This window comes from Gracilibacillus sp. JCM 18860, assembly GCF_055395245.1.
This window is the reverse complement of sequence record NZ_AP043868.1, coordinates 981592-1005812: the sequence shown is the minus strand read 5'-3', so window position 1 is coordinate 1005812 and position 24221 is coordinate 981592. Positions and strand designations below refer to the sequence as shown.

Sequence of the window (24221 nt, the reverse complement as noted above, 5' to 3'; positions counted from 1 at the left end):
ATCCTGAATCTAATTTGGCACTTAAAGCGTTAGACTTGTCCAATATATTGATATATAGGACAGCATTAAGAGAATTAACACTAAATCTGTCCAATATATTAAAAAGCCAAGAAAGAGATAGCTTTTCCCCAGCCTAGACCGAAAGAGAAAAGCATTATCATCATAAATATTTTCACAAAGCTTACCCGCAATACCCTAAACTCACTCGCCAGAACAATAGTTGTTTCCGTACTTTCAATGAATAACAGTGGATTGTAAAGATAATATTAACCAATGTAAATTAAATTTTACATATTTTTTGACTTTTTGTGGACTTTATCTATTCACTTTAAATGTACGTCCATGTATGATAGGAGTATATAGATAGTAGATGGGGTGCTGGAATGGAAGAGAAAGTTTTAATCGTTGATGATGAACAATCTATTGTGACTCTTTTACAATATAACATTGAAAAGTCAGGATTTCAGACAGAAGTAGCCTATGATGGTACAGAGGGGCTACAGAAGGCGTCAACTGGGGAATTTGATTTAATAGTGCTTGACCTTATGTTACCTGGATTAGAAGGAACAGAAGTGTGCAAGGCGTTAAGACAAAAACAAATAGACACACCAATCCTGATGTTAACTGCTAAAGATGATGAATTTGATAAAGTACTTGGATTAGAACTAGGAGCAGATGATTATTTAACCAAGCCTTTTAGTCCTAAAGAAGTAGTAGCTCGTATCAAAGCAATTCTTCGCAGAACAAAACAACGAGAAACAGCGACAGATCAACCATACATAAAAATTGCAGAGTTATTAATTTACCCTCAACAATACGAGGCGACGATTGATGGAAAGACATTGAGTTTTACACGTAAAGAGTTTGAATTATTACATTATTTAGCGAAGCACAAAGGAAAAGTCTTATCAAGAGATCAACTATTAAGTGCTGTATGGAATTATGATTTTGTAGGAGATACGAGGATAGTGGATGTGCATGTGAGCCATTTACGGGAGAAAATTGAACCTGATACAAAGCATCCAGTATATATTAAAACAATTAGAGGTCTTGGATACAAAATGGAGGAGCCCACTTAATGGATAAGGAGCAAAAAACCAATAGCTTTTATCGATATATGGTGATGATCACCTCCGTATTTTTTTTAATCGGATTAGTTGTGGTTCCTTTTACTACTGGTGATGACCAACTATTTGTTCTCTTTTCATTGCTAATTGGCTATATAGTTGTCTTAATACTAATGTATCATATGTATGAAAACTACGTGAAGCCAATACGAGCAGCCATCAATGTGACAGATGAACTTGTAAAGGGTAATTACAATGTTCGCACATATGTAAAGCCGAGTGGGGAAGCTCAACAGCTGAGTAATCAGCTAAATATGCTCGCTAGGAACTTACAAGAGATGGCAATCCAAGAAAAAATGCAAGGAAGTCAATGGAAAACTGTCATTAACAATATGGAAAGTGGACTTATGCTTATTGACGAGAGAGGCTATGTTCATTTAGTAAATCGTAAATTTTTACATATGTTCGGTAAACAATCCACAAATTATATAGGCTATTTATATTATGACGTATTGGATGATAAGAGCATTCACAAAGTAGTCCAAGAAACATTCTTGTATGAAGATAAGATGATCGGTGCGATTACGCTAACGATTAAGGAAGATAAGCATCATATTGAAGTGGTAGGAGCCCCAGTTATCAATGATGTTCGAGAATTAAAGGGCACGGTACTCGTTTTCCATGACATAACGGATTTGAAACGTGTGGAACAAATGCGAAAAGATTTTGTTGCCAATGTATCTCATGAGCTAAAAACACCGATTACTTCGATTAGAGGGTTTACTGAGACTTTACTTGATGGGGCGATGGATGAGGAGAAACTAAGAAAACAATTTCTTGATATTATTTTAAAAGAGAGCACTAGAATTCAAGCGCTTGTACAAGATTTGTTGGAGCTATCAAGACTGGAAAAAGAAGAGATGCAATTATCGCAGAAAATTATTAAGGTCGATGATTGGATTCCTAATATCTTAACATTAATGGAACAACAGGCTAATAAAAAAAGCATCGCATTTCATGCTGATATTGAAAAAGGCCTATCTATATATGGAGACCCAGACCGGTTACAACAGGTAGTATTAAATTTATTGTATAATGCTTTCAATTATACGGCCGAAGGCGGAGAGGTCTCGTTACACATTCAAAACCAACAGAATAATATAGCTTTATTGGTTCAAGATAATGGGATTGGTATTCCAGCTGAAGCTAAACAAAGGATATTTGAGCGATTTTACCGGGTTGATCGAGCGAGAAGTCGAAATACTGGAGGGACAGGATTAGGATTAGCTATTGTGAAACACATAGTAGAAGCACATCATGGAACGATAGAAGTGGAAAGCCAGCTTAACAAGGGATCAACTTTTATAGTAAAGCTACCTAAAAAGTGGTAAGAAAATGTATTAATTTTCTTACCACTTTTGTCATTTTAATGAAACCTTTTTCCTACATATTCGTAGTTGTAGTAAGGGAAGATGGAAGAACATACATAAAAGGGGGAAATCAAATGACGCTTAAACAAATCTATAGCTGGGTTGGCATTGTTGTTGCTGTAATTTTACTCGGTGTCATAGGTTTAACAAGCTGGTACACAGTGGATGAATCCGAACAAGCGGTTGTGGTTACATTTGGAGAGGCCGATGAAGGGACGACAGAACCAGGACTACATTTTAAATTACCTTGGCCCATTCAAACGGTGGAAACATTATCAAAGGAGACATTTAGTCTAAATTTTGGTTATGATGAGGAAAAAGCGGAAAATGCGGATATCGTAAGGATGATTACAGGAGATGAGAATATTCTCCAAGCAGATCTAGTTGTGCAATGGAAAATTGTAGAGCCGAATAAGTATTTATTTCATTCGAACGATCCAGAACAAATTTTGTATAATGCCACCTCTGCTTCATTAAGAAGTATTATCGGGTCATCCACTATTGATGAAGCATTGACAGACGGAAAAGCAAAAATCGAGAATGAGGTTTTGGACTTATTAGTATCCTTAATGGAGGATTATGATGTTGGGATTGCAATACAAGACGTCAAGCTTCAAGAGGTGGATTTACCTAATGAGGATGTCCGTCAAGCATTCATGAAAGTTACGGATGCAAGAGAAACGATGAATACAAAGAAGAATGAAGCAGACAAATATCGTAATGAGAAATATGAAGAAGCTTTAGGGGAAAAAGATGCCGTTATTACGAGGGCAGAGGGTGACAAGATTCAAAGAATTGAAACAGCACGAGGGAATGTAGCTGCTTTTGATGCATTATATCAAGCCTATGAAAGCAACCCACAAGTAACAAGACAACGACTTGTGTTAGAGACTTTAGAGGAAGTCTTGCCAGATGCTAATATTTATATTATGAATGATGATGGGAATACGATTAAATACTTACCTTTAGGCCAAAACGGTAACACTGCCACCATTCCACCTGCTACTGATGAGTCTCCTAATGATTCTGAACAAAACAGTGAGGAGGAGTCTACAAATGACGAACAATAATGTATATGAGATGAAGAAAATGTCACCAAAAGAGATTAAGCGGTATATTAAAATAGGTATCACGCTTTTACTTATCGTCATTCTCCTAATCATTTTAATCAGCAGTATGTTTGTAGTGAAGGAAGGAGAATATAAGGTGGTTCGCCAATTTGGTGAAGTAGTGAGGATTGAGAGTGAACCTGGATTAAATTTTCGGATTCCTTTACTTCAATCTATTACGACACTTCCAAATAAAAAGCTTGTTTATGATGTCATAGAAAGAGAAATTAATACTTTAGATAAAAAGCGGATGATTATTGACAATTATGCTATTTGGGAAATAACGGATCCTGAGGCGATGATTGCTAATGCTCGTACTGAGATAGGAGCAGAAGCGAGAATGTCAGAGTTCATTTTTTCTATCATTCGTTCTGAGCTAGGTACGCTAAATTATGATCAGATTATTAATGAAGAAGGTAGTACAAGAGGGGATTTAAACCAACGGGTGACAGATCGTGTAAATGAGCTCTTAGAAAGAGATAATTATGGTATTCAGGTGGATGACGTCCGCATTAAGCGTTCTGATTTACCTGAAGAAAACGAGCAATCTGTCTACAATCGTATGATTTCCGAGCGTGAGTCCCAAGCACAACAATATTTGTCACAGGGTGAGGCCGAAAAGAACAGAATCATGGCAGAGGCTGATCGAGATGTAACGGAGATGCTGTCCAAAGCAAATGCCCAAGCAGAGCAAATTCGTGCAGAAGGGGAAGAAGAGGCAGCGAAAATATATAATCAATCCTTTTCAAAGGATGAAGAATTCTATCAATTATACCGTACACTTGAATCCTATAAGAAAACAATAGATGGTGAAACGACCATTATCATTCCACAGGGCTCTCCTTATGCTGATTTACTGATGGGTTATATGGAATAGTAATGCTTGGATAGAGATACAAAGAAAATTTTTTGTATCTCTATTCTGCTTTTATGGAGCAAAACACTATAATATAAAGGTGGTGAGAAAAATTGAAGACAACACTAATTATGGTTAGGCATGCCGAGTCTCCATACATATTCGGTAAAGAAAGATCAAGAGAGTTATCTGCTAAAGGGAAAGAAGCGGCGAATAAAGTGAAAGAAATTTTAGCAGAACACAAAAATATTTCTATTGTTTCAAGTCCTTATACGAGAGCAGTACAAACGGTTCAGCCCTTAGCAGAATGGAAAGGGCTTTCGATCACCGAGTACGAGGAATTAAGAGAAAGACCAATAAAAGGGCTAAATTATAAACTGGAGGAGAGAGAGTTAGTCAAAGCTATTCAGCAATCATTTGTAGATAAGAACTTCTGCCTAGAAGGTGGGGAATCCACAGCGGAGGCGCAGAGTAGAGCAATCCCTGTTATTCACCAGTTACTGAAGGATCATCAAGGCAAAACAGTGGTAATAGGTACCTATGGAAATATTATGACAATTATGATGAATTATTTTGACGAAAAATTCGGCTTCGATTTTTGGCATCGTACTTCTAAGCCAGACATTTATGAATTAAGTTTTTTCCAAAATAATTTGGTAAGAATCCAAAGGCTATGGCAGCACGGATGACTGTGAACAAAGATTTGGAGGCTTTGCTTCACTATTGTTTAAAGGAAATGAAAGAGGCTGGTTATGAGTATGCGATCATCGGTCAGGCTAGGCCAATTGAGTTTTATGAAAAGGCTTGTCAAGCAAGGGTTATTCCTATAAAATCCTCATACTAATAAAGAAGAATAAAAATGATATTGTGTTCAAATAGTGGTAAAATAGTGGATAAGATTATACGTATATGCCATTCGGGCATAGATAAAGGAGTTTTTGTGCAAATGTCGAATAAATTAATTCTGATTGATGGAAACAGTATTGCTTACAGAGCTTTTTTTGCTTTACCTTTATTGAACAATGATAAGGGAGTGTATACGAATGCTGTCTATGGTTTTACTACAATGCTACTTAGAATATTAGAAGAGGAAAAGCCAAGTCATGTATTGGTTGCCTTTGATGCTGGTAAAACAACTTTTCGTCATGAAACCTATAAGGAATATAAAGGTGGACGGCAAAAGACACCACCAGAATTAAGTGAACAATTCCCGTTATTAAGAGAACTTTTAGATGCCTTTCAAATTAAGCACTACCAGCTTGAGAACTTTGAAGCAGATGATATCATTGGAACTATTTCAAAGCAAGCAAAGAAAGACGACTGGAACGTTAAAGTAATTTCTGGTGATAAAGATTTACTTCAACTAGTCTCCGAAAAGATCGATGTAAGTGTAACGAAAAAAGGAATTAGTGATGTGATGAATTATACTCCAGATACATTAAAGGAAGATATGGAAATTAGCCCAGATCAGGTCATTGATTTGAAGGCTTTGATGGGAGATAAATCTGATAATATACCAGGGGTCCCTGGAGTGGGACAGAAAACGGCAGTCAAGCTGTTAAAGGAATACCAGACTCTCGAAAACTTATATGATCATCTTGATGAGGTATCTGGGAAGAAGTTAAAGGAAAATTTAACAAATCATAAAGATGATGCCTTTATGAGCAAGGACCTAGCAACGATCAATCAGTCTTCTCCAATCGAAATTTCCGTAAAGGATACGTTATATGCTGGTTATGATGCAACAAATGTACGGAATTTATTTGGTGAATTAGGCTTTTCTTCCTTAATGGGGAGAATCTCTGGTGATGAGGAAGCGGATGTCGAAAGTACAACGCTTGAAGCAATAGATTTTGAAAAAATCGAAAGTATTTCTGAGGATCTTTTTACAGGTGTTGCTGCATTTGATATAGAGATCCTGGAAGAAAATTATCATCGGGAGCAGATGATTGGTGCATCACTTGTTAATGAAAAAGGTAAATTCTTTATTCCCATCGATGTATTCAAAGAATCTACAGCGTTTAAGAGATGGGCAGAGGATAGCTCGAAGAAAAAATATGTATTTGATGCCAAAAAAATTACGGTACTCCTGAACCGATTCGAAATTGGTATAGAAGGAATTTCCTTTGATTTACTACTAGCTTCTTATCTGATTAATCCATCTGAGAATAATCATGACATTCCTGCTATTAGTCATCGCTTTGGCAAAACCGCTATCCAATTCGATGATGAGGTTTATGGAAAAGGTGCAAAAAAGGGACTTCCTGATGAGGAAGATAAATGGATAGAGCACATTGTTAGAAAAACAACGATGATCTATGAATTAAAGAAACAAATGGAAGATGAGCTAGAGGGGAATAAACAGCTAGATTTACTCTATGAATTAGAGCTCCCCTTAGCACTCGTTTTAGGGGAAATGGAAGCAAGAGGAGTAAAGGTTGATAGTAGTCGACTAGTTGAGATGGGAAAAGAGTTGACCGAAAGACTGAAAGTATTAGAAGAAGAGGTTTATGAATTAGCTGGTGAAAAGTTTAATCTTAATTCACCAAAGCAGCTCGGTCCCATTCTGTTTGAAAAATTAGAGCTTCCGGCTATCAAGAAAACGAAAACGGGTTATTCTACTTCTGCGGACGTTCTCGAGCAGCTACAAGGAAAGCATCCGATAATTGAGAAGATTCTATTATATCGTCAACTGAAGAAATTAGACTCCACGTACATTGCAGGATTACTACGGGAAGTATTTAAACAGGATGAAAAAATCCATACTCGATTTAATCAAGCATTAACTCAGACAGGACGCTTAAGCTCTATTGATCCCAATTTACAGAATATCCCGATTCGAATCGAAGAAGGTAGAAAAATTAGACAAGCCTTTATTCCGTCAAAAGCAGGCTGGAAAATGCTTGCAGCGGATTATTCTCAAATCGAACTGCGTGTCCTCGCGCATATTGCAGAAGATGAGAAATTACAAGCAGCCTTCCAACAGGATAAGGATATTCATACTCAAACAGCAATGGATGTTTTTCATGTTTCGGAAAAAGATGTTACATCCAATATGAGGCGTCAAGCAAAGGCGGTTAACTTTGGTATTGTATATGGAATTAGTGATTACGGTTTATCCCAGAGTCTTGGTATTACTAGAAAAGAAGCTAAGAAATTTATTGAACGCTACTTGGAAAGCTATCCATCTGTTAGAGATTATATGAAGGATATCGTTGCCAAAGCAAAGCAGGATGGGTTCGTTACAACGATTATGAACCGAAGGCGTTATCTTCCAGACATTACTAGTCGTAACTTTAATGTTAGGAGCTTTGCTGAGCGAACGGCGATGAATACACCGATTCAAGGAAGTGCTGCTGATATTATCAAATTAGCAATGATTGAACTTGACCGTAGATTAAAAGAAGCAGAGGTAAAAGCACGACTTCTATTACAAGTTCACGATGAATTGATTTTAGAAGTGCCAGAAGAAGAAGTGGATAAGATATCAGACCTTGTAGCAGAAGTAATGGAAAATGCGATCGAATTAAGTGTACCATTAAAAGTAGATGTATCCCATGGTGATACATGGTATGATGCAAAATAAGTTAGGAGAAGTTCAGAAATGCCAGAGCTACCAGAAGTGGAAACAATAAGACAAACATTAAGACAATTGGTCATTGGCAAGGAAATGGAGTCTGTCGATATAAAATGGCCAAAAATTATTCAAAAACCAGATGATATGGAAGAATTCAAGCAGCTATTAGTGGGACAAACAATAGAGGAAATACGAAGAAAAGGGAAGTTCCTTTTGTTCGATTTAACAGATCTTGTGTTAGTTTCCCATTTAAGAATGGAAGGGAAATATGGCGTGTTTCAAAAGGGAGAAGAGATTGCCAAACATACTCATATCACCTTCCATTTTGTGGATGGAACAGAGCTTAGATATCGGGATGTTCGAAAATTTGGCACGATGCATTTATTTGAAAAAGGTGCAGAACTTGATGAAAAGCCTCTAATTCAATTGGCAATGGATCCATTAGAAGAACATTTTTCTTTTACACTTTTTGCCCAAAAAATTCAAAAAAGCGAACGTGTCATTAAAAACATCTTATTAGATCAAACAGTAATCGCAGGACTTGGTAATATTTACGTGGATGAGACACTTTTTCTCGCAGGTATTCATCCATTACGTAAAGGTAATAGCCTAACCTTAAGCGAAATAGAAACCATTTATCAATCAGCAGTGCTTACCTTACAGGAAGCAATTAAGCAAGGTGGAACAACGATTCGTTCCTATGTGAACAGTCAGGGGCAAATCGGCATGTTCCAACAGCAATTACATGTATATGGTCAAACAGACAAAGCCTGTCGGAAATGTCATGACAAGATTGTAAAAATGAAGGTGAATGGTAGAGGCACGCACTTTTGTCCAACCTGTCAACAGCTATAAATGGTGGTGGAGATGAATGATTATTGGCTTAACAGGTAATATTGCTAGTGGGAAGTCAACGGTAAGCAACATGTTAAAAGAATCGTATCAGATTCCAATTATTGATGCAGATATTATTGCAAGACAAGTGGTAGAGCCAGGAGAGACTTCTTATGATCAAATTGTCGAGACATTTGGTCGGGATATTTTACTGGATGATCAGACCATTAATCGAAAAAAACTCGGACAGCTTATTTTTCATGATTCCTCTTTGCGGGAAAAATTAAATAATATCGTTCACCCCGCAGTCAGAAGAAGAATGGAAGAAGAAAAACAGGCACATCTTTCCAGAGGGGAAAAGGTTATCGTTTTAGATATTCCGCTTCTGTTCGAAAATAATCTAACACATTTAGTTGATCGAACCATCGTCGTCTTTACCGAAGAAAAGCAACAATTAAAAAGGTTGATGAATCGTAATCATTTAACAGAAGCAGAAGCAAAGGAGCGAATGAATGCTCAAATGGATCCAGTAAAGAAAAAAAGACTTGCAGATGCGGTTATCGACAATAGCGGTTCTCTAGAACAGACCGAACAACAGTTAGAGAAACTCATGCAAAAATGGAGAATTTTTAATTAGAGATAGGGCATAAATAACCGTTCTGACAGATGGAAAAATTCGTCCTAAAAATAGCTTGTAAAATAGGCGGAAAGCATATATAATCTTTTTGGCATATCTTTTTACTTAGAAATCTCTAACGAAGATGAAGTGAACTTTTGAGGAGAGGAAATGTAAAAAGATCTTTTGGCTAAATCCTTATTGATGAATGCTTAAAGGGTTAGGACCTCTTTGGACTAACTTTCCCCCGTGGTTATTCATGCATGGATTTCAAAAGAATTAGCAAAGGGGGAGTAAGACATTGGATACAATGGGAAGACATGTTATTGCAGAGTTATGGAATTGTAACCTTGACATTTTAAATGATTTAGACCGTTTAGAGAAGACTTTTGTTAATGCGGCATTAAAGGCAGGAGCAGAAATAAGGGAAGTCGCTTTTCACAAATTCGCTCCATTTGGGGTGAGTGGTGTAGTAATTATTTCAGAATCCCATTTAACGATTCATAGTTTTCCTGAGCATGGATATGCAAGTATTGATGTCTATACGTGTGGAGATATTATTGATCCACATATCGCAGTAAAGTTCATTGAGGAAAAGCTTGAAGCGAAAACAGTAGAAAAATTAGAAGTCCCACGTGGTATGGGAACTGTGAAACTTAAACAAATGAAAGCATAATATGGAGAAACCCTTACATTTCGTAAGGGTTTTATCGTTCATTGCTTATATTCTCCGACATACTTTTCTAATTTATTCGATTTAATCGTTTTCTTCATGAAAACGTGTTAAAATAAAATAAATATAAATACATAGTAAGGTGTGAGGAGAATATGGCATTTCGTGACGTAATAAACAAGAATTTTAACAACCACTCTGAAACAAGAGATAAGCATTGGGACCCAGCGCTTCAAACTCATTATTTTAAAACAACAAAGGATAAAGCTTTTGATAAACTAGTTCCATTGTTTAAAAGTAGAAAAGAATTTGAAGTAGTAGCTGTTTCAAAAGATCATGGCGAAATTAGTTTTAATTATAGAAAAGGAAGAAAAGTCTTTATCATTATGACTATTATTATGGTTAAGCCATATCGAACTGCAATTGATATCTCTGCAACAACAGAGTCTGCGATTCCATTTGATTTTGGCTATAGTCATAAGCTAATTCCAAAGCTTTATGATATAATAAAAAAAGAACTTGACTATATCGGAACAAAGGAATAATGTGTTACGATGAAGAATCGAAAAAACAAGGGATGATTCAAATTGCGATGTCCACATTGTCAATATAAAAGCACAAAAGTATTAGACTCACGGCCAATTGAAGATGGACGATCGATACGTAGAAGAAGAGAATGCGAATCTTGTAGCTTTCGCTTTACCACCTTTGAACGAATTGAGGAAGTTCCACTCATTGTCGTTAAAAAGGAAGGAACGAGAGAAGAGTACAGTCGAGATAAGCTAATGCGAGGCTTGATTCGCGCTTGTGAGAAGAGACCAGTTGCTCTTGAGAAAATCGAGAATATTGCTGTGGAGATTGAGAAGGAATTAAGAAATCGAGGAACTTCCGAAGTGGAAAGTAATGAAATTGGCGAAATGGTTATGGATCGATTAGTAGATGTAGATGAGGTTGCCTATGTTCGTTTTGCATCTGTTTATCGACAATTTAAGGATATCAGTGTGTTCTTAGAAGAATTAAAAGATTTAATAAGAACAGATAACAATCATTAAGAAGAGATTTGGATCATGATGATCTAATAGAATTATTTTATCAGCAATAAAGGGGCTATGTATATGAGTCTAGGCGACTTAGGAAAAATATTACCATCAGAATTATATATAGTCGATTTATCTCGTGATGTACAGCTTTCTTTTACAAGCTCCCTAACACACTTGTATCAACCATTAATTGGGATTGATGCCCTTTCTCTATATCAAACACTATATTCGGAGTCTACTTTGCAAATCGATCGATCCGATTATCAGACACATCATGTGCTGATGAATTATCTCGGTTTACCTCTGGATAGAATTTACCGTGCGAGAAGAAAGCTTGAAGCGATCGGTTTATTGCAGACATTTGAAAGCAATCAAGATGAACAAAAAACTTACCGATATTTGTTACATCCTCCTTTATCCAGTACAGCTTTTTTTCAAAATGATTTTTTAAGCCACTTATTATATCATCAACTAGGTAGTGAAAAGTTTAAGCTTGTGAAATCAGCTTTCTTAAAAAAAGAAGCAAAACAATCTCCATCCTCACTCGAAACGACGGCAAAATTTGAGGATGTTTTTCAATTGAGGGATAAGGACATGGATGCGGAGCTCATACACAAATATGATGATGAAGTGTCAGAAATTCCTATCAACACGGTCGTTGATTTTGAATGGATAACACAAATATTAGAACAGAGAATGCTACCAGTGAATAAAATTTTGACGGCAGAGAATAAAAAATTGATCAACCAAATGGTAGCAATGTATGATTTGACCAATCATGAGATAGAAAAAGCTTTATTATGGGCAATGAATGATCAGAATCGATTAAATAGAGCAGAATTCCAAGCAGCATGTCTTGACTTAGTTAATGCGAATGGAAGCAAAATATCCTTAAAGGTAACAGAATATAAACAGAAGATTAGTCCCATACCTGAAACATCCGCTCAACCGAAATCAAAAGAAGAGCTTCTAGTGGAACGGTTGGAGCATATTTCACCAAAGCAATTGCTGGAGGACCTATCGGATGGTGCCGCTGCATCTACCCAGGATCTAAAGCTTATAAGTGAAATTATGACACAGCAAGGTTTAACGGCAGGCGTTATGAACGTACTAGTCCATTATGTTATGCTGAAAACAGATATGAAGCTATCAAGGAATTATTTGGAGAGAATTGCAAGTCATTGGGCGCGTAAAAATGTAAAAACCGTTAGACAAGCCATGACATTAGCAAAATCAGAAAATAAAAAATATCAGCAATGGACGACCAATACTTCGAACAAAAGATATCATTATACATCGAACAAGAAGGACATTGTGCCAGATTGGTATAAAAAGCAGAAGGAATCTGCAAAAAAGGAAAAAAGCAAGCAACCAAAAGAATCAGAGCTTGATAGAGAACGGAAAGCACAGGAGGCAGATGCACTCCTAGCAGAATATTTACAACAACATGCAAATGAAGATTAGGGATGATATGATGGAACCAATTCAATCCTCATTAAAAAAATGGATGAAGTCAAATAAGGAATTCCAAACTACCTTCCGGGATATTAAAGCACAGGTGCTACAGGACGAGGGGATTCAAGCACTGTTAAGCGACCATTTGGAATTTGAAGAATCAGATATTGACCGTCATTTAATAAAGCTGTATGAATATAAGGAAGCCTCAAAAGATTGTAAAGATTGCCCCAACTTAGCAGGCTGTAAGAATATTATCAAAGGCTATACACCACATTTAGAATTAAATGATCAAGATATTTCTATTCGTTATGAGAAATGTTCGTATAAAATACAGGATGAACTTCAAAAAGAAAAGGAATCCTTAGTGCAAAGCCTTTATATGCCAAAGCAGATAAAGGAAGCGACATTAGCGCAACTTGATACAACCAGTTATGAAAGAAAAGATATAGGAAAGGAAATCATAGAATTCGTCAAGCATTATTCCCAAGACTCCTTTAGAAAGGGTTTATATATATACGGGCCATTTGGTACAGGGAAATCTTTCATTCTAGGGGTTTTGTCGAATGAATTAAAGAAAAAAAGAATCAATACGGCGATGATCTATATGCCAGAATTTGTACGAGAAATGAAAGCATCGATCCAAAATGATTCCTTACAATCTAAAATCGAGCATTTTAAAAAGGTGGATGTTTTAATGTTTGATGATATTGGTGCAGAATCGATTTCACCTTGGTTTAGGGATGAAGTGTTAGGTGCCATTTTACAATATCGGATGATGGAGGAATTGCCAGTATTTTTCACTTCGAACTATGATTTAGATCAATTAGAAGCACATTTAGCTACATCAAATCGTGGAGATGTAGAGACAATAAAAGCAGGAAGAATTATCGAAAGAATTAAACAGCTTAGTAAACCAATAGAACTTCATCAACGGTTTCGTGATAATGGATAACTTTTAGGCGCATTCGCTTGTACAGCGGATGCGTTAGCTTTTTTCTCCTTTGGACTTCAAAATTTACACTTCTTCGTTTACTCCTTGCATCCATTTTATACTCCTAACGTACAAAGTTAAAAAGACTTGAGGTTATTTTTTTTGTTTTTCACCCATATAATATATCAGTTTGATGGTGATGAGGGTGATGAGAATTGTTAGAAGTATATTTTGAACAAGAGCAAGAAGCGGATGTATTTTATCAGCTTGCTAGAGAAGAAACAGAAACACAATTAAAAGCCATTCGACGTAGGGGAAATAGAAATAGTATATTCATTTTACAGGTCGAATCGGTTGATATGGACATCAAGAAGAAAACATTAGCTAAGCTGTTAAGCAATGTGTATATTACGTGTCGTGAAATTCCTCAAATACGTACCATTTTAGAAAAAAAATATCATTTTTCCAACAAGGAGGAAATAGAACGAATTACGAGTATTGCCCATTCATTGCTTGAGAAGGATGAAGATATTTATGAGGACAAGATTCACCAGCATGAATTACGAGATATATTAATGGCTATTTTTTTGTTGCATTTGGAACCAGACGTTATCCGATTTGATTCGATTGTTCATTTTCGCTTACATCATTATCTAGAACAGCTTACCGAAATTGTAGGACTAGCCATTGATGAATTTAAGCGGGAAGAAGAATACCAATCCTTTATTAACTCTATTCGAGAGTTCGTACATCGTAAACAAGCAGAAGAGGATGTTATTTTTGTATTGGCCGGAGAACAATATCAATTTTATCGAGAGGATGGTACGTGTCTAACTAAAGAAATGCTGGAGGAACTGATGAATCATTTCCCGCTATTTATTTTTGGAATGCAGGAGAATGAATGGAATATTTCCCCATTACTCATGCTTGCGCCAAAGCATCTTTTTCTTTACACGGAGGACCCAAATGACGCCCAAATCAATACTATTCTAAACATATTTCAAGAAAAATGTTCACTATTTCCTTCTGATGCATTTCCATTTTTTGATGCAGAAGAAAAAGAATCTTGATTTTTTTCGCAACAGTCGTTATAATAAACCGCATATAGTAAAAATGTAATTGTTTTGATGAGGACATGATAGTAGGTATGGCTTACTGTTAGAGAGGAGAGTCTTGGCTGAAAGCTTTCTGTAGGACCACTTATTATTACCACCTCTGAACTCTACTTATGAACATACGGGAATGTTTAGTAATAAGTAGCGATTCATCATCGTTAACCGATGCAAGGAAGCTTACATGATTTGGATGTAAGGAAATTGGGTGGAACCACGGGTACAACGCTCGTCCCTTTACTAATAAGTAGAGGGATGGGCGTTTTTATTTTACCTTATTAAAGGATAAGAAATACTAACACATCTGCTAAAGGTCGAACGAATGCGAGTTTATCTAATACGTTAGGAAGGTATAAAATCTCTACACAGCAGAAGTTCGACATAGCTGAGATTTTAAGGTGCCAAGTATAAGCAAAACTTGACATTCGCTAAAAGACCAGCGAATGCGAGTTTATCTAATGTAAAGAAGGAGTGTACAAGTATGAGTCATATTCAGATTACTTTTCCAGATGGAAATAGCAAGGAGTTTCCTAAAGGAACAACAGGAGAAGAGATTGCTGCATCGATCTCACCAGGATTAAAAAAACAAGCGATAGCAATTAAGCTTGATAATACGTTTTATGATTTGCGAACACCACTTGAAACAGATGGTGTGATAGAAATTATTACATTAAAAAATCAAGAAGGATTGGAGATTCTTCGTCACTCTACAGCTCACCTGATGGCACAAGCAATTAAGCGAATTTTCCCAAATGTCAAATTGGGCGTAGGGCCAACCATTGAAAATGGGTTCTATTATGATATAGATATGGAAGAAAGCCTAACACCAGAAGATTTACCACGTATTGAAAAAGAAATGAAGCGTATAGTGGACGAGAATTTAGAGGTAGTACGTAAAGAAGTATCACGTGACGAGGCAAAAGCGATATTCGAAGAAATTGGTGATGACCTCAAGTTAGAATTACTTGATGCGATTCCAGAGAATGAAACAGTTACGATCTATGAACAAGGGGAATTTTTTGATCTTTGTCGTGGGGTACACGTCCCGCAAACTAGCAAAATTAAAGTGTTCCAATTATTGAGTATATCTGGCGCATATTGGCGAGGAGATAGCAATAATCAAATGCTTCAACGCATTTACGGAACTGCCTTTGAAAAGCAAAGTCAGCTAGATGAATATTTACGACTTAGAGAAGAAGCAAAAGAACGTGATCATCGCAAGCTAGGTAAAGAGCTAGGTATCTTTACAATCTCTCAAAAGGTTGGGCAAGGGTTACCATTATGGCTTCCAAAGGGAGCAACTATCCGTCGTACGATTGAACGATATATTGTCGATTTGGAAGAAAGATTAGGATATAATCATGTGTATACACCCGTTTTAGGGAGTGTGGAGCTATACAAAACAAGTGGACACTGGGATCACTATCAGGATGATATTTTCCCACCAATGGAAATGGATAATGAAGACTTAATCTTGCGTCCAATGAACTGTCCACATCATATGATGGTATACAAAAATGAACTGCATAGCTATCGAAATTTACCTGTACGTATAGCAGAGCTTGGAACAATGCACCGCCATGAAATGTCGGGAGCACTTGCAGGATTACAACGTGTACGTGGTATGACTTTAAATGATGCTCACATCTTTGCAAGACCAGATCAATTAAAGGATGAATTCAGTCGAGTGGTAGAGCTTGTACAAAACGTGTATCAAGATTTCGGTATTGAGGATTATTACTTCCGTCTATCTTATCGTGATCCAGAGGATACGGAAAAATATATCGATAATGATGAAATGTGGGAAAAAGCACAAAGTATGCTCAAAGAGACGATGGAAGACTTGAAGCTAGATTATGTGGAAGCAGAAGGAGAGGCAGCCTTCTATGGTCCAAAACTGGATGTACAAGTGAAAACAGCACTTGGAAAAGATGAAACGTTATCAACCGTTCAGCTTGATTTTCTATTGCCTGAACGATTTGATTTAACATACATCGGAGAGGATGGGAAAGAACATCGTCCTGTCGTTATCCATCGCGGGGTAGTTTCTACTATGGAACGATTTGTAGCTTTCTTATTAGAGGAATACAAAGGTGCCTTTCCAACATGGCTCGCACCAATTCAAGCACGAATTATTCCAGTTTCCAATGAAGTACATCTCGACTATGCGAAGAAGGTTGAGGATGAACTTCGTTTTGCAGGTGTTCGAGTGGAATTGGATGAGCGTGAAGAGAAAATCGGCTATAAAATCCGTGAAGCACAAACACAAAAAGTACCTTTTGCTATAGTCGTTGGGGATAAAGAAGTAGAAACCAATGCTGTAAACATACGCCGATATGGAGAGAAAAACTCAGAAACGATTGATTTCGAAGAATTTAAGCAATTGATTCAGAAAGAAATAGAAGAGCGTCAATTAAGAAAATAGCTTAAATAAAGGAAAACTCCCCACCTGTTATAAGTGGGGAGTTGTTTTCTAAATCTATCTGAAAAAATTTTTGATTGCTGCCAGTCGTATCTTATGGCCACAGTCATCGCAACAAAATATAGCTTTCCTATTTTCTTTGAATTTTTTGTATCTTTCACTGCCTTCATAAACTTTAAACGCATTTTTGCAGTTATAGCATTTCACTTCATAATGAAACATTTCATCCCCCATTTTGCCCTTCCCTTCTAGTTGGTTTGTAAAAAATTGTTATAAATTCTTAAGCTTTTACATTTACATAAACCAGGTAAAATTACAGATAATGCTTAGCTAACAATTGATTATTTTCTTCCTCTTTCTTCTTTTGCAATTTTCATAAATTTGTTCGTTTCTGCTACAACGACACCCGACAATAGCAACAATCCTATTAGGTTTGGAAATGCCATTAGTCCGTTCATAATATCGGCAAAATTGAATACAACATCTAATGATACAATAGCGCCAATGAAGACAAAGAAGATAAAAATATAACGATAGATTTTTACCCCTTTTTCCCCAAAGAGGTAATCGATCGATTTTTCTCCATAATAAGACCAGCCTAAAATAGTAGAAAAGGTAAAGAACAGGATTCCAAATGTTACAATAATTGAACCAGCATCACCTAGGAATAGTGCAAATGCCGAACTAGTAAGTGCGGACCCATCAAGGCCACTTGTCCATTGATCTGCCATGACAATGGTAATTCCGGTTATGGAACAAATAACAATCGTATCAATAAATACCTGTGTCATGGATACGAGCGCTTGCCGTGCGGGGTAATCGGTTTTTGCAGCTGCAGCGGCAATTGGAGCAGAACCAAGACCTGCTTCATTAGAAAATGCACCACGTGCTACCCCATAACGGATGACAGTACCTAATATCCCACCACCAATTGCTTTTCCAGTAAAAGCATCCTGAAAGATATAACTTATGGCTGTTGGCACAAGGTCAAAATTAAGCACAATGACGACTAATCCACCCAATACATAAAAGACAGCCATAACCGGAACAAAAAATGCGGTTACGCGACCAATACTTTTAATTCCACCAATAATAACTAATCCGGCAAGTACTGTGAAAGCAATTCCTGTTACAAATGGATTGATCGAGAAGGACTCCTCTAACGATGCAGCCGCTGTATTGGATTGAACCATATTCCCAATTCCAAAAGCAGCAATAGAAGCAAATATGGCGAATAAAATCCCTAAGAAACGACCAATGCGTTTATTTTTTAATCCATGTTCTAGATAATACATTGGTCCACCAGACATTTCACCACGCTGATTTTTTTTACGATATTTGACAGCTAAGAGGGCCTCTGCATATTTTGTCGCCATTCCAAAAAGTGCGGTGATCCACATCCAAAAGACAGCACCTGGTCCACCAGCAACCACAGCTGTAGCAACCCCTGCGATATTACCAGTTCCAACGGTTGCAGCTAAGGCAGTCGTTAATGCCTGATAATGGGTTATGTCTCCTTCTGAATTTTTATCTTGATTTTTGCTAAAGGAAAGCTTTAATGCATAGGGAAGAGCACGAAATTGTAAGAAAAGTAGTCGACAAGACAAAAGAATCCCTGTACCAACTAATAAAATTAATAAGGGAGGACCCCATACCCAGCCGCCAATTTCTCCTAATATTTCTGCCCCTTTTTCATTAAAGCTTTGTAACCAATCTAACATAATATCCCTCCCTTTTAAGATTGCGCTTTCATATAACCATATTCATTGAAAAAAAGGATGATGTCAACTGAATAGACAATCTTTTTACTAAAGAGTATAATGTTTAACGGAAGAATCCTATTGTGGTTAAATAGATTGTCTATTATTTATCTATTTTCGAAAAACGATTATTGACTTGTTAAGGTGTACATGTTAAGATAGTTAAAGTGAATTAAATATGATCAGAGACAAGTAGAAGCACCCGCTTCTCACCTGATTGACACAAGTGTTGTAGTTGACAGGTATTTATCCGACTTATTTGTAATGAAATCGAGGATGTGTGGGTGCAGTATGTGTACCGACACTTTTTTGTTATTGAACAAAAAGGGATAAAGTCAATCAGTATTTAAAGGATGATCGACTTGTCTTATTGTTAATATATGATCATGTTTCATTACGCTTTTTATTAAATTTCGGAGGTGGCTGATTATTAGCAAAGATATGAATGTCAATGAGAATATTCGAGCACGTGAGGTTCGACTCATTGATTCTAATGGGGATCAATTAGGCGTAAAATCTCGTCAGGAAGCATTAGATATTGCTCAAACTAGAAATCTGGATTTAGTATTGGTTGCGCCAAAAGCAAAACCACCCGTTTGCCGAATCATGGATTATGGGAAATATCGCTTTGAGCAACAGAAAAAAGAGAAGGAAGCGCGCAAAAAGCAAAAAGTTATTAATGTGAAAGAGGTTCGACTTAGCCCTGGTATTGAAGAGCATGATTTCAATACAAAATTACGTAATGCACGTAAGTTTTTATCTAAGGGAGATAAAGTAAAGGTCTCTATTCGCTTCCGTGGACGTGCGATTACCCATAAGGAACTAGGTCAAAAAGTATTGGAACGAATGGCCGAAGCATGTAAAGATATATCTTCTATTGAGCAAAGAGCGAAAATGGAAGGTCGTAGTATGTTCATGATGCTTGCACCTGTTTCTGATAAAAAATAACGAATATTTACGTCAAATATAGTTTAGTTTTACAAGGAGGAAGCTATTATGCCAAAAATGAAGACTCATAGCGGTACTGCAAAAAGATTCAAAAAAACAGGATCTGGAAAGGTAAAACGTTCGCACGCATTTACTAGTCATATGTTTGCAAACAAAACGCAAAAACAAAAACGTAAACTACGTAAATCTGCTATCGTTTCCGCAGGAGATTATAAACGCATTAAACAAATGTTACCGAAATAATAGGAATTCGTTGATATATATAGGAGGGATTTATTATGCCACGTGTTAAAGGTGGAACAGTTACACGTAAACGTCGTAAACGTATATTAAAGCTAGCAAAAGGTTATTATGGTGCAAAACATTCACTATTTAAAACAGCTAAACAACAAGTATTAAAATCAGGTCAATATGCTTATCGTGACCGCCGTCAGAAAAAACGTGATTTCCGTAAGCTTTGGATTGCGCGTATTAATGCGGCAGCTCGCTTAAATGACCTTTCATATAGCCGTTTCATGCACGGATTAAAATTAGCAGGCATTGAAGTTAACCGTAAAATGCTAGCTGATCTTGCTGTGAATGATGAAAAAGCATTTGCACAATTAGCAGACCAAGCAAAATCTGCTTTAAAATAATTTTTATTTAAAGGATTGTTTCATCAGGTGATGGGACAATCCTTTTCTTACATATAAAATAATATAGGAAATGGAGACCTCAAATGATTTTGGTGGCTTATTATATTGTCATGAATCTTATTGGATTTTGGACAATGCAAATAGACAAAAATAGGGCGAAGAAAAATAAGTGGCGTGTTCCCGAGCGTAGAATTTGGTTTATTGCTTTTATTGGTGGAGGGATTGGTGCAACGGTGGGAATGAACGTATTTCGACATAAAACGAAGCATCTTGCGTTTAAGCTATTCCTTCCTTTGCTAGGTATTTTACAGGTGCTTTTAATAGTCTATCTATCTTTTACTCGTGTTCCAATCCCTTAGAAAAAAGCTGTCATAACAGCTCGTCTATTGTCATATTAGTTAAGATAGAGGAGTTGATGAAGCATGCAACTAGAATGGTTATTGCAGATGAAATTATGGGATAGTTATGTACTTGTCGCTCCAATGGCGTTCATTTTTGTTCATATATTAAGACCTATTCTTTTTTTACCTGTCCTGTTATTGTGTATCACGGGGGGATTGGTGTTCGGAATCATTGCTGGGACGATTTATTCTGTGATTGGCTTACTATTTTCCAGTATTATTTTCTATTGTCTTTTATCATGGCTACCAGTCCTATCCAAGAAGTGTGAACAAATTGAAAAAAGATGGCTGAAGCAACGAGAACTCACCATTGTTCAAATTTGTTTGTTAAGGTTATTACCATTTATGCACTTTCATTTGCTTTCCTTCTGTATTTATCAAAATACAAAGAGCTTCATTGAATATTTACGAACAACTCTTTTGTCAGTCCTTCCACTTGCCATTGTTTATACAGCCTTAGGGGATACGCTACAACAAATGCCAATATGGTATGCAGTTCCTGTCACCCTATTTATTCTCATACTTGTCTATTTCTTTAGAAGAAAACAAACCATCATTAAATGGCAAACCTTCTTCTCGCCTACGTCTCATCTTTGAAGATGTAGGCGATCAATAGGATGCTTCCAGTCAATTTCGGCGTGCGGATAGCGTATTAGAATTTCCTCTTCAAGAAAATATAGATCTTTTCGCTCAAAGCCTTGTAGTTTCTCTGGATTTCTGGCATGCATCATAATATGAATAACCTCAAAAGAATCCTCTGTTGTTCCTAAATATTTCTCTCCTTCGAATAAGTAACCATTATAGGTAATAAAAAAATTTTTCTTAATATTCTCATTGTTATCTAAAAAGTAAAATTCTTTCTTCTCTTGGGCAACCTCTAGCTTTCTTTTTGGATTAACGATATATTTAAATGCAGTATATATCAAGATAACTAAGGCAATTAACACTAATAATCGAAATAAAATGACAATCATGAAAGTCCCACTCCTTACATGCTATAAAAATTTCCGTACCCCATTTTCTTTATAGATACGAATGAACAAGTGATAAGGTTTCAAAAATATGAAAAAAACATGATATAATGACGACAGGTATTAGGAGGTGTACAATGAACTGGGAAACATTATTTAAAATGCAACGTGATCTAGACCATTATATACTAAAACAGCATCAATTAAAAAATGAACAAATTGTGGAGAAAAAAGTTTTGGCCCTTTTGGTAGAGATTGGTGAACTTGCTAATGAAACAAGATGCTTTAAATATTGGAGCGTAAAAGCACCAAGTCCAAAAGATGTCATTGCAGAAGAATATGTCGACGGTATCCATTTTATTTTATCTTTGGGATTAGTAATAGGAATAGAAGATTATCATGGTGAGATTGAGGAACCAAGTGAAGAGACGACAGAATTATTTCTCCGTGTATTTGAAGCAATTCATCAGCTGAACAAAGAAAGATCCAAGCAAGCGTTTAACCAGTTATTCTATGTCTATTTACAGTTAGGAAAGAATTTAGGCTTTACACAAGGAGACATTAAATCAGCCTATATCGAAAAAAATAAAGTTAATTTTGAAAGACAAAATCAAGGTTATTGAACTCGGATGTATGACTTTCATAGAATGGCAAAAAATAGACAAAAGTATCTTCAAACAAAAAATTAGGAGGAAATACATATGGCAAATCAGGAACAGATGCTTAACATGTTGAAGGAATTAACAGATGCTAGGGCTATACCTGGTGATGAAAGAGAAGCACGCCAGGTAATGGAAAAATGGATTACCCCATATGCAGACAAGGTATATACGGATCATTTAGGTAGCCTCATTGCTGAAAAAAAAGGAATGGAAAACGGTCCGAAGATTATGGTGGCAGGTCATTTAGATGAAGTCGGTTTCATGGTAACAAGAATTGACGATAAAGGGTTTGTCTATTTTCAGACCGTTGGAGGCTGGTGGAGTCAGGTTATGCTAGCTCAGCGTGTAACCATTCTTACTAGAAAAGGGGATGTTACTGGTATTATTGGCTCAAAACCACCGCATATTTTATCTCCAGAAGCACGCAAGAAGCCTGTAGAAATTAAAGACATGTTCATCGATATAGGTGCATCTAGCAAGGAAGAGGCTGAGAAATTCGGTGTGCTCCCAGGTGATTCGATTGTTCCCTACTTTGAATTTACCCCATTGAAAAATGAAAAGCTATTACTTGCAAAGGCTTGGGATAACCGAATCGGATGTGCCATTGCAATAGAAGTACTAAAACGATTGAAAGATGAATTGCACCCGAACATCGTTTATGGTGTAGCAACTGCGCAAGAGGAGGTTGGCTTGCGTGGGGCAAAAACAGCAGCACATACCATTAAGCCAGATATTGGGTTTGCGGTTGATGTTGGTATCGCAGGTGATACGCCTGGTATTTCTGCTAAGGAAGCGGACAGTAAAATTGGAGAAGGACCACAAATTATTTTATATGATGCGTCCATGGTATCTCATAAAGGGTTACGTGACTTTGTTGTGGAAACAGCAGATGCGCAGCACATTCCGTATCAGTATTCTTCCATGGCAGGTGGAGGAACAGATTCTGGTTCGATTCATTTAACTGCTAACGGAGTGCCTGCCTTATCTATTACGATTGCAACAAGATATATTCATACACATGCAGCCATTTTACACCAGGATGATTTTGATAATGCTGTCCAATTAATAGTTGAAGTTATCAAACGATTAGACAGTGATACCGTTGAAAAAATTACTTTTAGCTAATAGAAATGCAACGAGGATAGGGCAAAACTAAATAAGGAAAGGAAAATCCGAACAATTTTCTGACTAAGCGAAGTATTTTGACGGAGCGGTTCCAGTTCAGAAATATTACTGTTCGGATTTTTTCTTCTTTACTACTCATTTGTCTCTGTCTGTTATTTTTCTTGACGGACTATCAAGAAAAAATACTTTTCCGTGCTTCATAATGAATCGGCAGCGAAGTATGTTCATGAACGATGTACCAAGAGGAATCCTTCTTCTTCCTAAAACCTAATGTCAACCTTAATGTCATACTTTCTCCAGTATCTTCTATGTATGTAACGATTCCATGAGTAAATGCGATATGGTCACTTTCCTCCATGATTAAATCCTTCCACTCCACATCAAGACTAAGGTCACTTTTGGTTAATCCTTCGAACCATTCCGTCACTACTTTTCTCCATTGGGAAATACCTTCGATTTTCCAGTTATTCCAGCAGTCATAAATAAGAATGTCAGAAGAATAGGAGGAAAGGAAGCCTTCCACATCTATTTCCGAAATAGTAGCTTTATAATTTTCCAATACTTCCTGAGGATTATTCCAGTTAGATTTCATAT

27 protein-coding genes and 2 other annotated features are annotated in these 24221 nt (G+C 36.6%); of the genes, 23 read left to right on the top strand and 4 right to left on the bottom strand.

Annotated features, from left to right (window positions below):
- The first annotated feature begins 383 nt into the window (after window positions 1–383).
- The 16 genes from ACZ5R4_RS05355 to thrS all read left to right on the top strand — a co-directional run bounded on the left by ACZ5R4_RS05355 (window position 384) and on the right by thrS (window position 17128).
- Window positions 384–1079: a response regulator transcription factor gene (locus tag ACZ5R4_RS05355; protein ID WP_109983917.1), complete on the top strand. Its 696-nt coding sequence runs from the start codon at window positions 384–386 to the stop codon at window positions 1077–1079.
- Complete coding sequence (gene pnpS, locus ACZ5R4_RS05350; RefSeq protein WP_464368164.1) at window positions 1079–2458, top strand: two-component system histidine kinase PnpS; 1380 nt, start codon at window positions 1079–1081, stop codon at window positions 2456–2458. Before ACZ5R4_RS05355 ends, pnpS begins: the two co-directional genes overlap by 1 nt.
- A 113-nt stretch (window positions 2459–2571) precedes the next feature.
- Complete coding sequence (hflK, locus tag ACZ5R4_RS05345) at window positions 2572–3567, top strand: FtsH protease activity modulator HflK (protein WP_054788258.1); 996 nt, start codon at window positions 2572–2574, stop codon at window positions 3565–3567.
- Window positions 3554–4483: a protease modulator HflC gene (gene hflC / locus ACZ5R4_RS05340; protein ID WP_109983919.1), complete on the top strand. Its 930-nt coding sequence runs from the start codon at window positions 3554–3556 to the stop codon at window positions 4481–4483. The genes hflK and hflC overlap by 14 nt, the downstream gene beginning before the upstream one ends.
- 92 nt (window positions 4484–4575) lie before the next feature.
- Entirely contained in the window at window positions 4576–5151 is a 576-nt protein-coding gene (locus ACZ5R4_RS05335; RefSeq protein ID WP_464368163.1) for a histidine phosphatase family protein, read from the top strand.
- Window positions 5148–5306 carry a hypothetical protein gene (locus ACZ5R4_RS05330; RefSeq protein ID WP_464368162.1) on the top strand — a complete coding sequence of 53 codons (159 nt, stop codon included), beginning with the start codon at window positions 5148–5150 and terminating at the stop codon, window positions 5304–5306. Before ACZ5R4_RS05335 ends, ACZ5R4_RS05330 begins: the two co-directional genes overlap by 4 nt.
- 102 nt (window positions 5307–5408) lie before the next feature.
- Window positions 5409–8048 (top strand): DNA polymerase I, encoded by a 2640-nt coding sequence (gene polA, locus ACZ5R4_RS05325; RefSeq protein ID WP_464368161.1) that lies wholly within the window; start codon window positions 5409–5411, stop codon window positions 8046–8048.
- Window positions 8049–8066: 18 nt separating this feature from the next.
- Complete coding sequence (gene mutM / locus ACZ5R4_RS05320; protein WP_464368160.1) at window positions 8067–8894, top strand: DNA-formamidopyrimidine glycosylase; 828 nt, start codon at window positions 8067–8069, stop codon at window positions 8892–8894.
- A gap of 16 nt (window positions 8895–8910) precedes the next feature.
- Window positions 8911–9510 carry a dephospho-CoA kinase gene (gene coaE, locus ACZ5R4_RS05315; protein WP_109983922.1) on the top strand — a complete coding sequence of 200 codons (600 nt, stop codon included), beginning with the start codon at window positions 8911–8913 and terminating at the stop codon, window positions 9508–9510.
- 280 nt (window positions 9511–9790) lie between these two features.
- Complete coding sequence (gene speD, locus ACZ5R4_RS05310; RefSeq protein ID WP_109983923.1) at window positions 9791–10165, top strand: adenosylmethionine decarboxylase; 375 nt, start codon at window positions 9791–9793, stop codon at window positions 10163–10165.
- A gap of 152 nt (window positions 10166–10317) precedes the next feature.
- The gene (locus ACZ5R4_RS05305; RefSeq protein WP_054861431.1) at window positions 10318–10707 is read left to right on the top strand and encodes a hypothetical protein; all 390 of its coding nucleotides are present in this window, start codon (window positions 10318–10320) and stop codon (window positions 10705–10707) included.
- 42 nt (window positions 10708–10749) lie between these two features.
- Window positions 10750–11214 (top strand): transcriptional regulator NrdR, encoded by a 465-nt coding sequence (nrdR, locus tag ACZ5R4_RS05300; protein ID WP_054788263.1) that lies wholly within the window; start codon window positions 10750–10752, stop codon window positions 11212–11214.
- Between the two features lie 63 nt (window positions 11215–11277).
- A complete protein-coding gene (locus ACZ5R4_RS05295; RefSeq protein WP_054861432.1) occupies window positions 11278–12666 on the top strand; it encodes a replication initiation and membrane attachment family protein in 1389 nt (462 codons plus the stop codon).
- Window positions 12650–13612: a primosomal protein DnaI gene (gene dnaI, locus ACZ5R4_RS05290; RefSeq protein WP_347836535.1), complete on the top strand. Its 963-nt coding sequence runs from the start codon at window positions 12650–12652 to the stop codon at window positions 13610–13612. The genes ACZ5R4_RS05295 and dnaI overlap by 17 nt, the downstream gene beginning before the upstream one ends.
- Before the next feature lie 194 nt (window positions 13613–13806).
- Window positions 13807–14661, top strand: a complete 855-nt coding sequence (gene ytxC, locus ACZ5R4_RS05285; protein ID WP_109983924.1) for a sporulation protein YtxC — start codon at window positions 13807–13809, stop codon at window positions 14659–14661.
- A gap of 45 nt (window positions 14662–14706) precedes the next feature.
- Window positions 14707–14943 (top strand) — a binding site (T-box leader).
- Window positions 14944–15184: 241 nt separating this feature from the next.
- Window positions 15185–17128, top strand: coding sequence for a threonine--tRNA ligase (gene thrS / locus ACZ5R4_RS05280; protein ID WP_109983925.1), 1944 nt, complete (start codon window positions 15185–15187; stop codon window positions 17126–17128).
- Between the two features lie 54 nt (window positions 17129–17182).
- Here the strand turns inward: thrS and ACZ5R4_RS05275 are convergent, their stop codons facing one another.
- Window positions 17183–17347: a DUF2197 domain-containing protein gene (locus ACZ5R4_RS05275; RefSeq protein ID WP_347836539.1), complete on the bottom strand. Its 165-nt coding sequence runs from the start codon at window positions 17345–17347 to the stop codon at window positions 17183–17185.
- A gap of 119 nt (window positions 17348–17466) precedes the next feature.
- A complete protein-coding gene (locus ACZ5R4_RS05270; RefSeq protein WP_109983927.1) occupies window positions 17467–18846 on the bottom strand; it encodes an alanine/glycine:cation symporter family protein in 1380 nt (459 codons plus the stop codon).
- Between the two features lie 223 nt (window positions 18847–19069).
- Window positions 19070–19202: a sequence feature (ribosomal protein L20 leader region), on the top strand.
- A gap of 124 nt (window positions 19203–19326) precedes the next feature.
- On the opposite strand from ACZ5R4_RS05270, the gene infC reads away from it, so the two are divergent.
- The 5 genes from infC to ACZ5R4_RS05245 all read left to right on the top strand — a co-directional run bounded on the left by infC (window position 19327) and on the right by ACZ5R4_RS05245 (window position 21466).
- On the top strand, window positions 19327–19833 hold the full coding sequence (infC, locus tag ACZ5R4_RS05265) for a translation initiation factor IF-3 (RefSeq protein WP_109983928.1): 507 nt from the start codon (window positions 19327–19329) through the stop codon (window positions 19831–19833).
- A gap of 48 nt (window positions 19834–19881) precedes the next feature.
- Window positions 19882–20076 (top strand): 50S ribosomal protein L35, encoded by a 195-nt coding sequence (gene rpmI, locus ACZ5R4_RS05260; RefSeq protein WP_109983929.1) that lies wholly within the window; start codon window positions 19882–19884, stop codon window positions 20074–20076.
- A 35-nt stretch (window positions 20077–20111) separates the two neighbouring features.
- Window positions 20112–20468 (top strand): 50S ribosomal protein L20, encoded by a 357-nt coding sequence (rplT, locus tag ACZ5R4_RS05255; RefSeq protein ID WP_054861435.1) that lies wholly within the window; start codon window positions 20112–20114, stop codon window positions 20466–20468.
- An 83-nt stretch (window positions 20469–20551) separates the two neighbouring features.
- The gene (locus ACZ5R4_RS05250; protein WP_054788267.1) at window positions 20552–20827 is read left to right on the top strand and encodes a DUF1294 domain-containing protein; all 276 of its coding nucleotides are present in this window, start codon (window positions 20552–20554) and stop codon (window positions 20825–20827) included.
- 63 nt (window positions 20828–20890) lie between these two features.
- A complete protein-coding gene (locus ACZ5R4_RS05245) occupies window positions 20891–21466 on the top strand; it encodes a TVP38/TMEM64 family protein (protein WP_109983930.1) in 576 nt (191 codons plus the stop codon).
- Here ACZ5R4_RS05245 and ACZ5R4_RS05240 read toward each other — a convergent pair.
- Entirely contained in the window at window positions 21457–21843 is a 387-nt protein-coding gene (locus ACZ5R4_RS05240) for a sigma-w pathway protein ysdB (protein ID WP_109983931.1), read from the bottom strand. The two genes, ACZ5R4_RS05245 and ACZ5R4_RS05240, sit on opposite strands and share 10 nt — an antisense overlap.
- A gap of 134 nt (window positions 21844–21977) precedes the next feature.
- Here ACZ5R4_RS05240 and ACZ5R4_RS05235 point away from each other — a divergent pair, with 134 nt between their 5' ends.
- Both ACZ5R4_RS05235 and ACZ5R4_RS05230 read left to right on the top strand, forming a co-directional pair.
- The gene (locus ACZ5R4_RS05235; protein WP_054861437.1) at window positions 21978–22463 is read left to right on the top strand and encodes a dUTP diphosphatase; all 486 of its coding nucleotides are present in this window, start codon (window positions 21978–21980) and stop codon (window positions 22461–22463) included.
- A 78-nt stretch (window positions 22464–22541) separates the two neighbouring features.
- Window positions 22542–23627 (top strand): M42 family metallopeptidase, encoded by a 1086-nt coding sequence (locus tag ACZ5R4_RS05230; protein ID WP_109983933.1) that lies wholly within the window; start codon window positions 22542–22544, stop codon window positions 23625–23627.
- A 172-nt stretch (window positions 23628–23799) separates the two neighbouring features.
- On the opposite strand, the gene ACZ5R4_RS05225 is transcribed toward ACZ5R4_RS05230, so the two are convergent.
- On the bottom strand, window positions 23800–24219 hold the full coding sequence (locus tag ACZ5R4_RS05225; RefSeq protein ID WP_054861438.1) for a nuclear transport factor 2 family protein: 420 nt from the start codon (window positions 24217–24219) through the stop codon (window positions 23800–23802).
- Window positions 24220–24221 lie beyond the last annotated feature (2 nt).

Coding starts and splice junctions, on each gene's coding strand:
- ACZ5R4_RS05305 (WP_054861431.1), top strand. CDS start 10,318: ATGGCATTTCGTGACGTAATAAACAAGAATTTTAACAACCACTCTGAA.
- ACZ5R4_RS05270 (WP_109983927.1), bottom strand. CDS start 18,846: ATGTTAGATTGGTTACAAAGCTTTAATGAAAAAGGGGCAGAAATATTA.
- ACZ5R4_RS05330 (WP_464368162.1), top strand. CDS start 5,148: ATGACTGTGAACAAAGATTTGGAGGCTTTGCTTCACTATTGTTTAAAG.
- coaE (WP_109983922.1), top strand. CDS start 8,911: ATGATTATTGGCTTAACAGGTAATATTGCTAGTGGGAAGTCAACGGTA.
- ACZ5R4_RS05225 (WP_054861438.1), bottom strand. CDS start 24,219: ATGAAATCTAACTGGAATAATCCTCAGGAAGTATTGGAAAATTATAAA.
- ACZ5R4_RS05240 (WP_109983931.1), bottom strand. CDS start 21,843: ATGATTGTCATTTTATTTCGATTATTAGTGTTAATTGCCTTAGTTATC.
- ACZ5R4_RS05245 (WP_109983930.1), top strand. CDS start 20,891: ATGCAACTAGAATGGTTATTGCAGATGAAATTATGGGATAGTTATGTA.
- infC (WP_109983928.1), top strand. CDS start 19,327: ATGAATGTCAATGAGAATATTCGAGCACGTGAGGTTCGACTCATTGAT.
- thrS (WP_109983925.1), top strand. CDS start 15,185: ATGAGTCATATTCAGATTACTTTTCCAGATGGAAATAGCAAGGAGTTT.
- pnpS (WP_464368164.1), top strand. CDS start 1,079: ATGGATAAGGAGCAAAAAACCAATAGCTTTTATCGATATATGGTGATG.
- hflC (WP_109983919.1), top strand. CDS start 3,554: ATGACGAACAATAATGTATATGAGATGAAGAAAATGTCACCAAAAGAG.
- rplT (WP_054861435.1), top strand. CDS start 20,112: ATGCCACGTGTTAAAGGTGGAACAGTTACACGTAAACGTCGTAAACGT.
- ACZ5R4_RS05230 (WP_109983933.1), top strand. CDS start 22,542: ATGGCAAATCAGGAACAGATGCTTAACATGTTGAAGGAATTAACAGAT.
- polA (WP_464368161.1), top strand. CDS start 5,409: ATGTCGAATAAATTAATTCTGATTGATGGAAACAGTATTGCTTACAGA.
- ACZ5R4_RS05355 (WP_109983917.1), top strand. CDS start 384: ATGGAAGAGAAAGTTTTAATCGTTGATGATGAACAATCTATTGTGACT.
- ACZ5R4_RS05250 (WP_054788267.1), top strand. CDS start 20,552: ATGATTTTGGTGGCTTATTATATTGTCATGAATCTTATTGGATTTTGG.
- hflK (WP_054788258.1), top strand. CDS start 2,572: ATGACGCTTAAACAAATCTATAGCTGGGTTGGCATTGTTGTTGCTGTA.
- rpmI (WP_109983929.1), top strand. CDS start 19,882: ATGCCAAAAATGAAGACTCATAGCGGTACTGCAAAAAGATTCAAAAAA.
- ACZ5R4_RS05235 (WP_054861437.1), top strand. CDS start 21,978: ATGAACTGGGAAACATTATTTAAAATGCAACGTGATCTAGACCATTAT.
- ACZ5R4_RS05275 (WP_347836539.1), bottom strand. CDS start 17,347: ATGTTTCATTATGAAGTGAAATGCTATAACTGCAAAAATGCGTTTAAA.
- dnaI (WP_347836535.1), top strand. CDS start 12,650: ATGCAAATGAAGATTAGGGATGATATGATGGAACCAATTCAATCCTCA.
- mutM (WP_464368160.1), top strand. CDS start 8,067: ATGCCAGAGCTACCAGAAGTGGAAACAATAAGACAAACATTAAGACAA.
- ACZ5R4_RS05295 (WP_054861432.1), top strand. CDS start 11,278: ATGAGTCTAGGCGACTTAGGAAAAATATTACCATCAGAATTATATATA.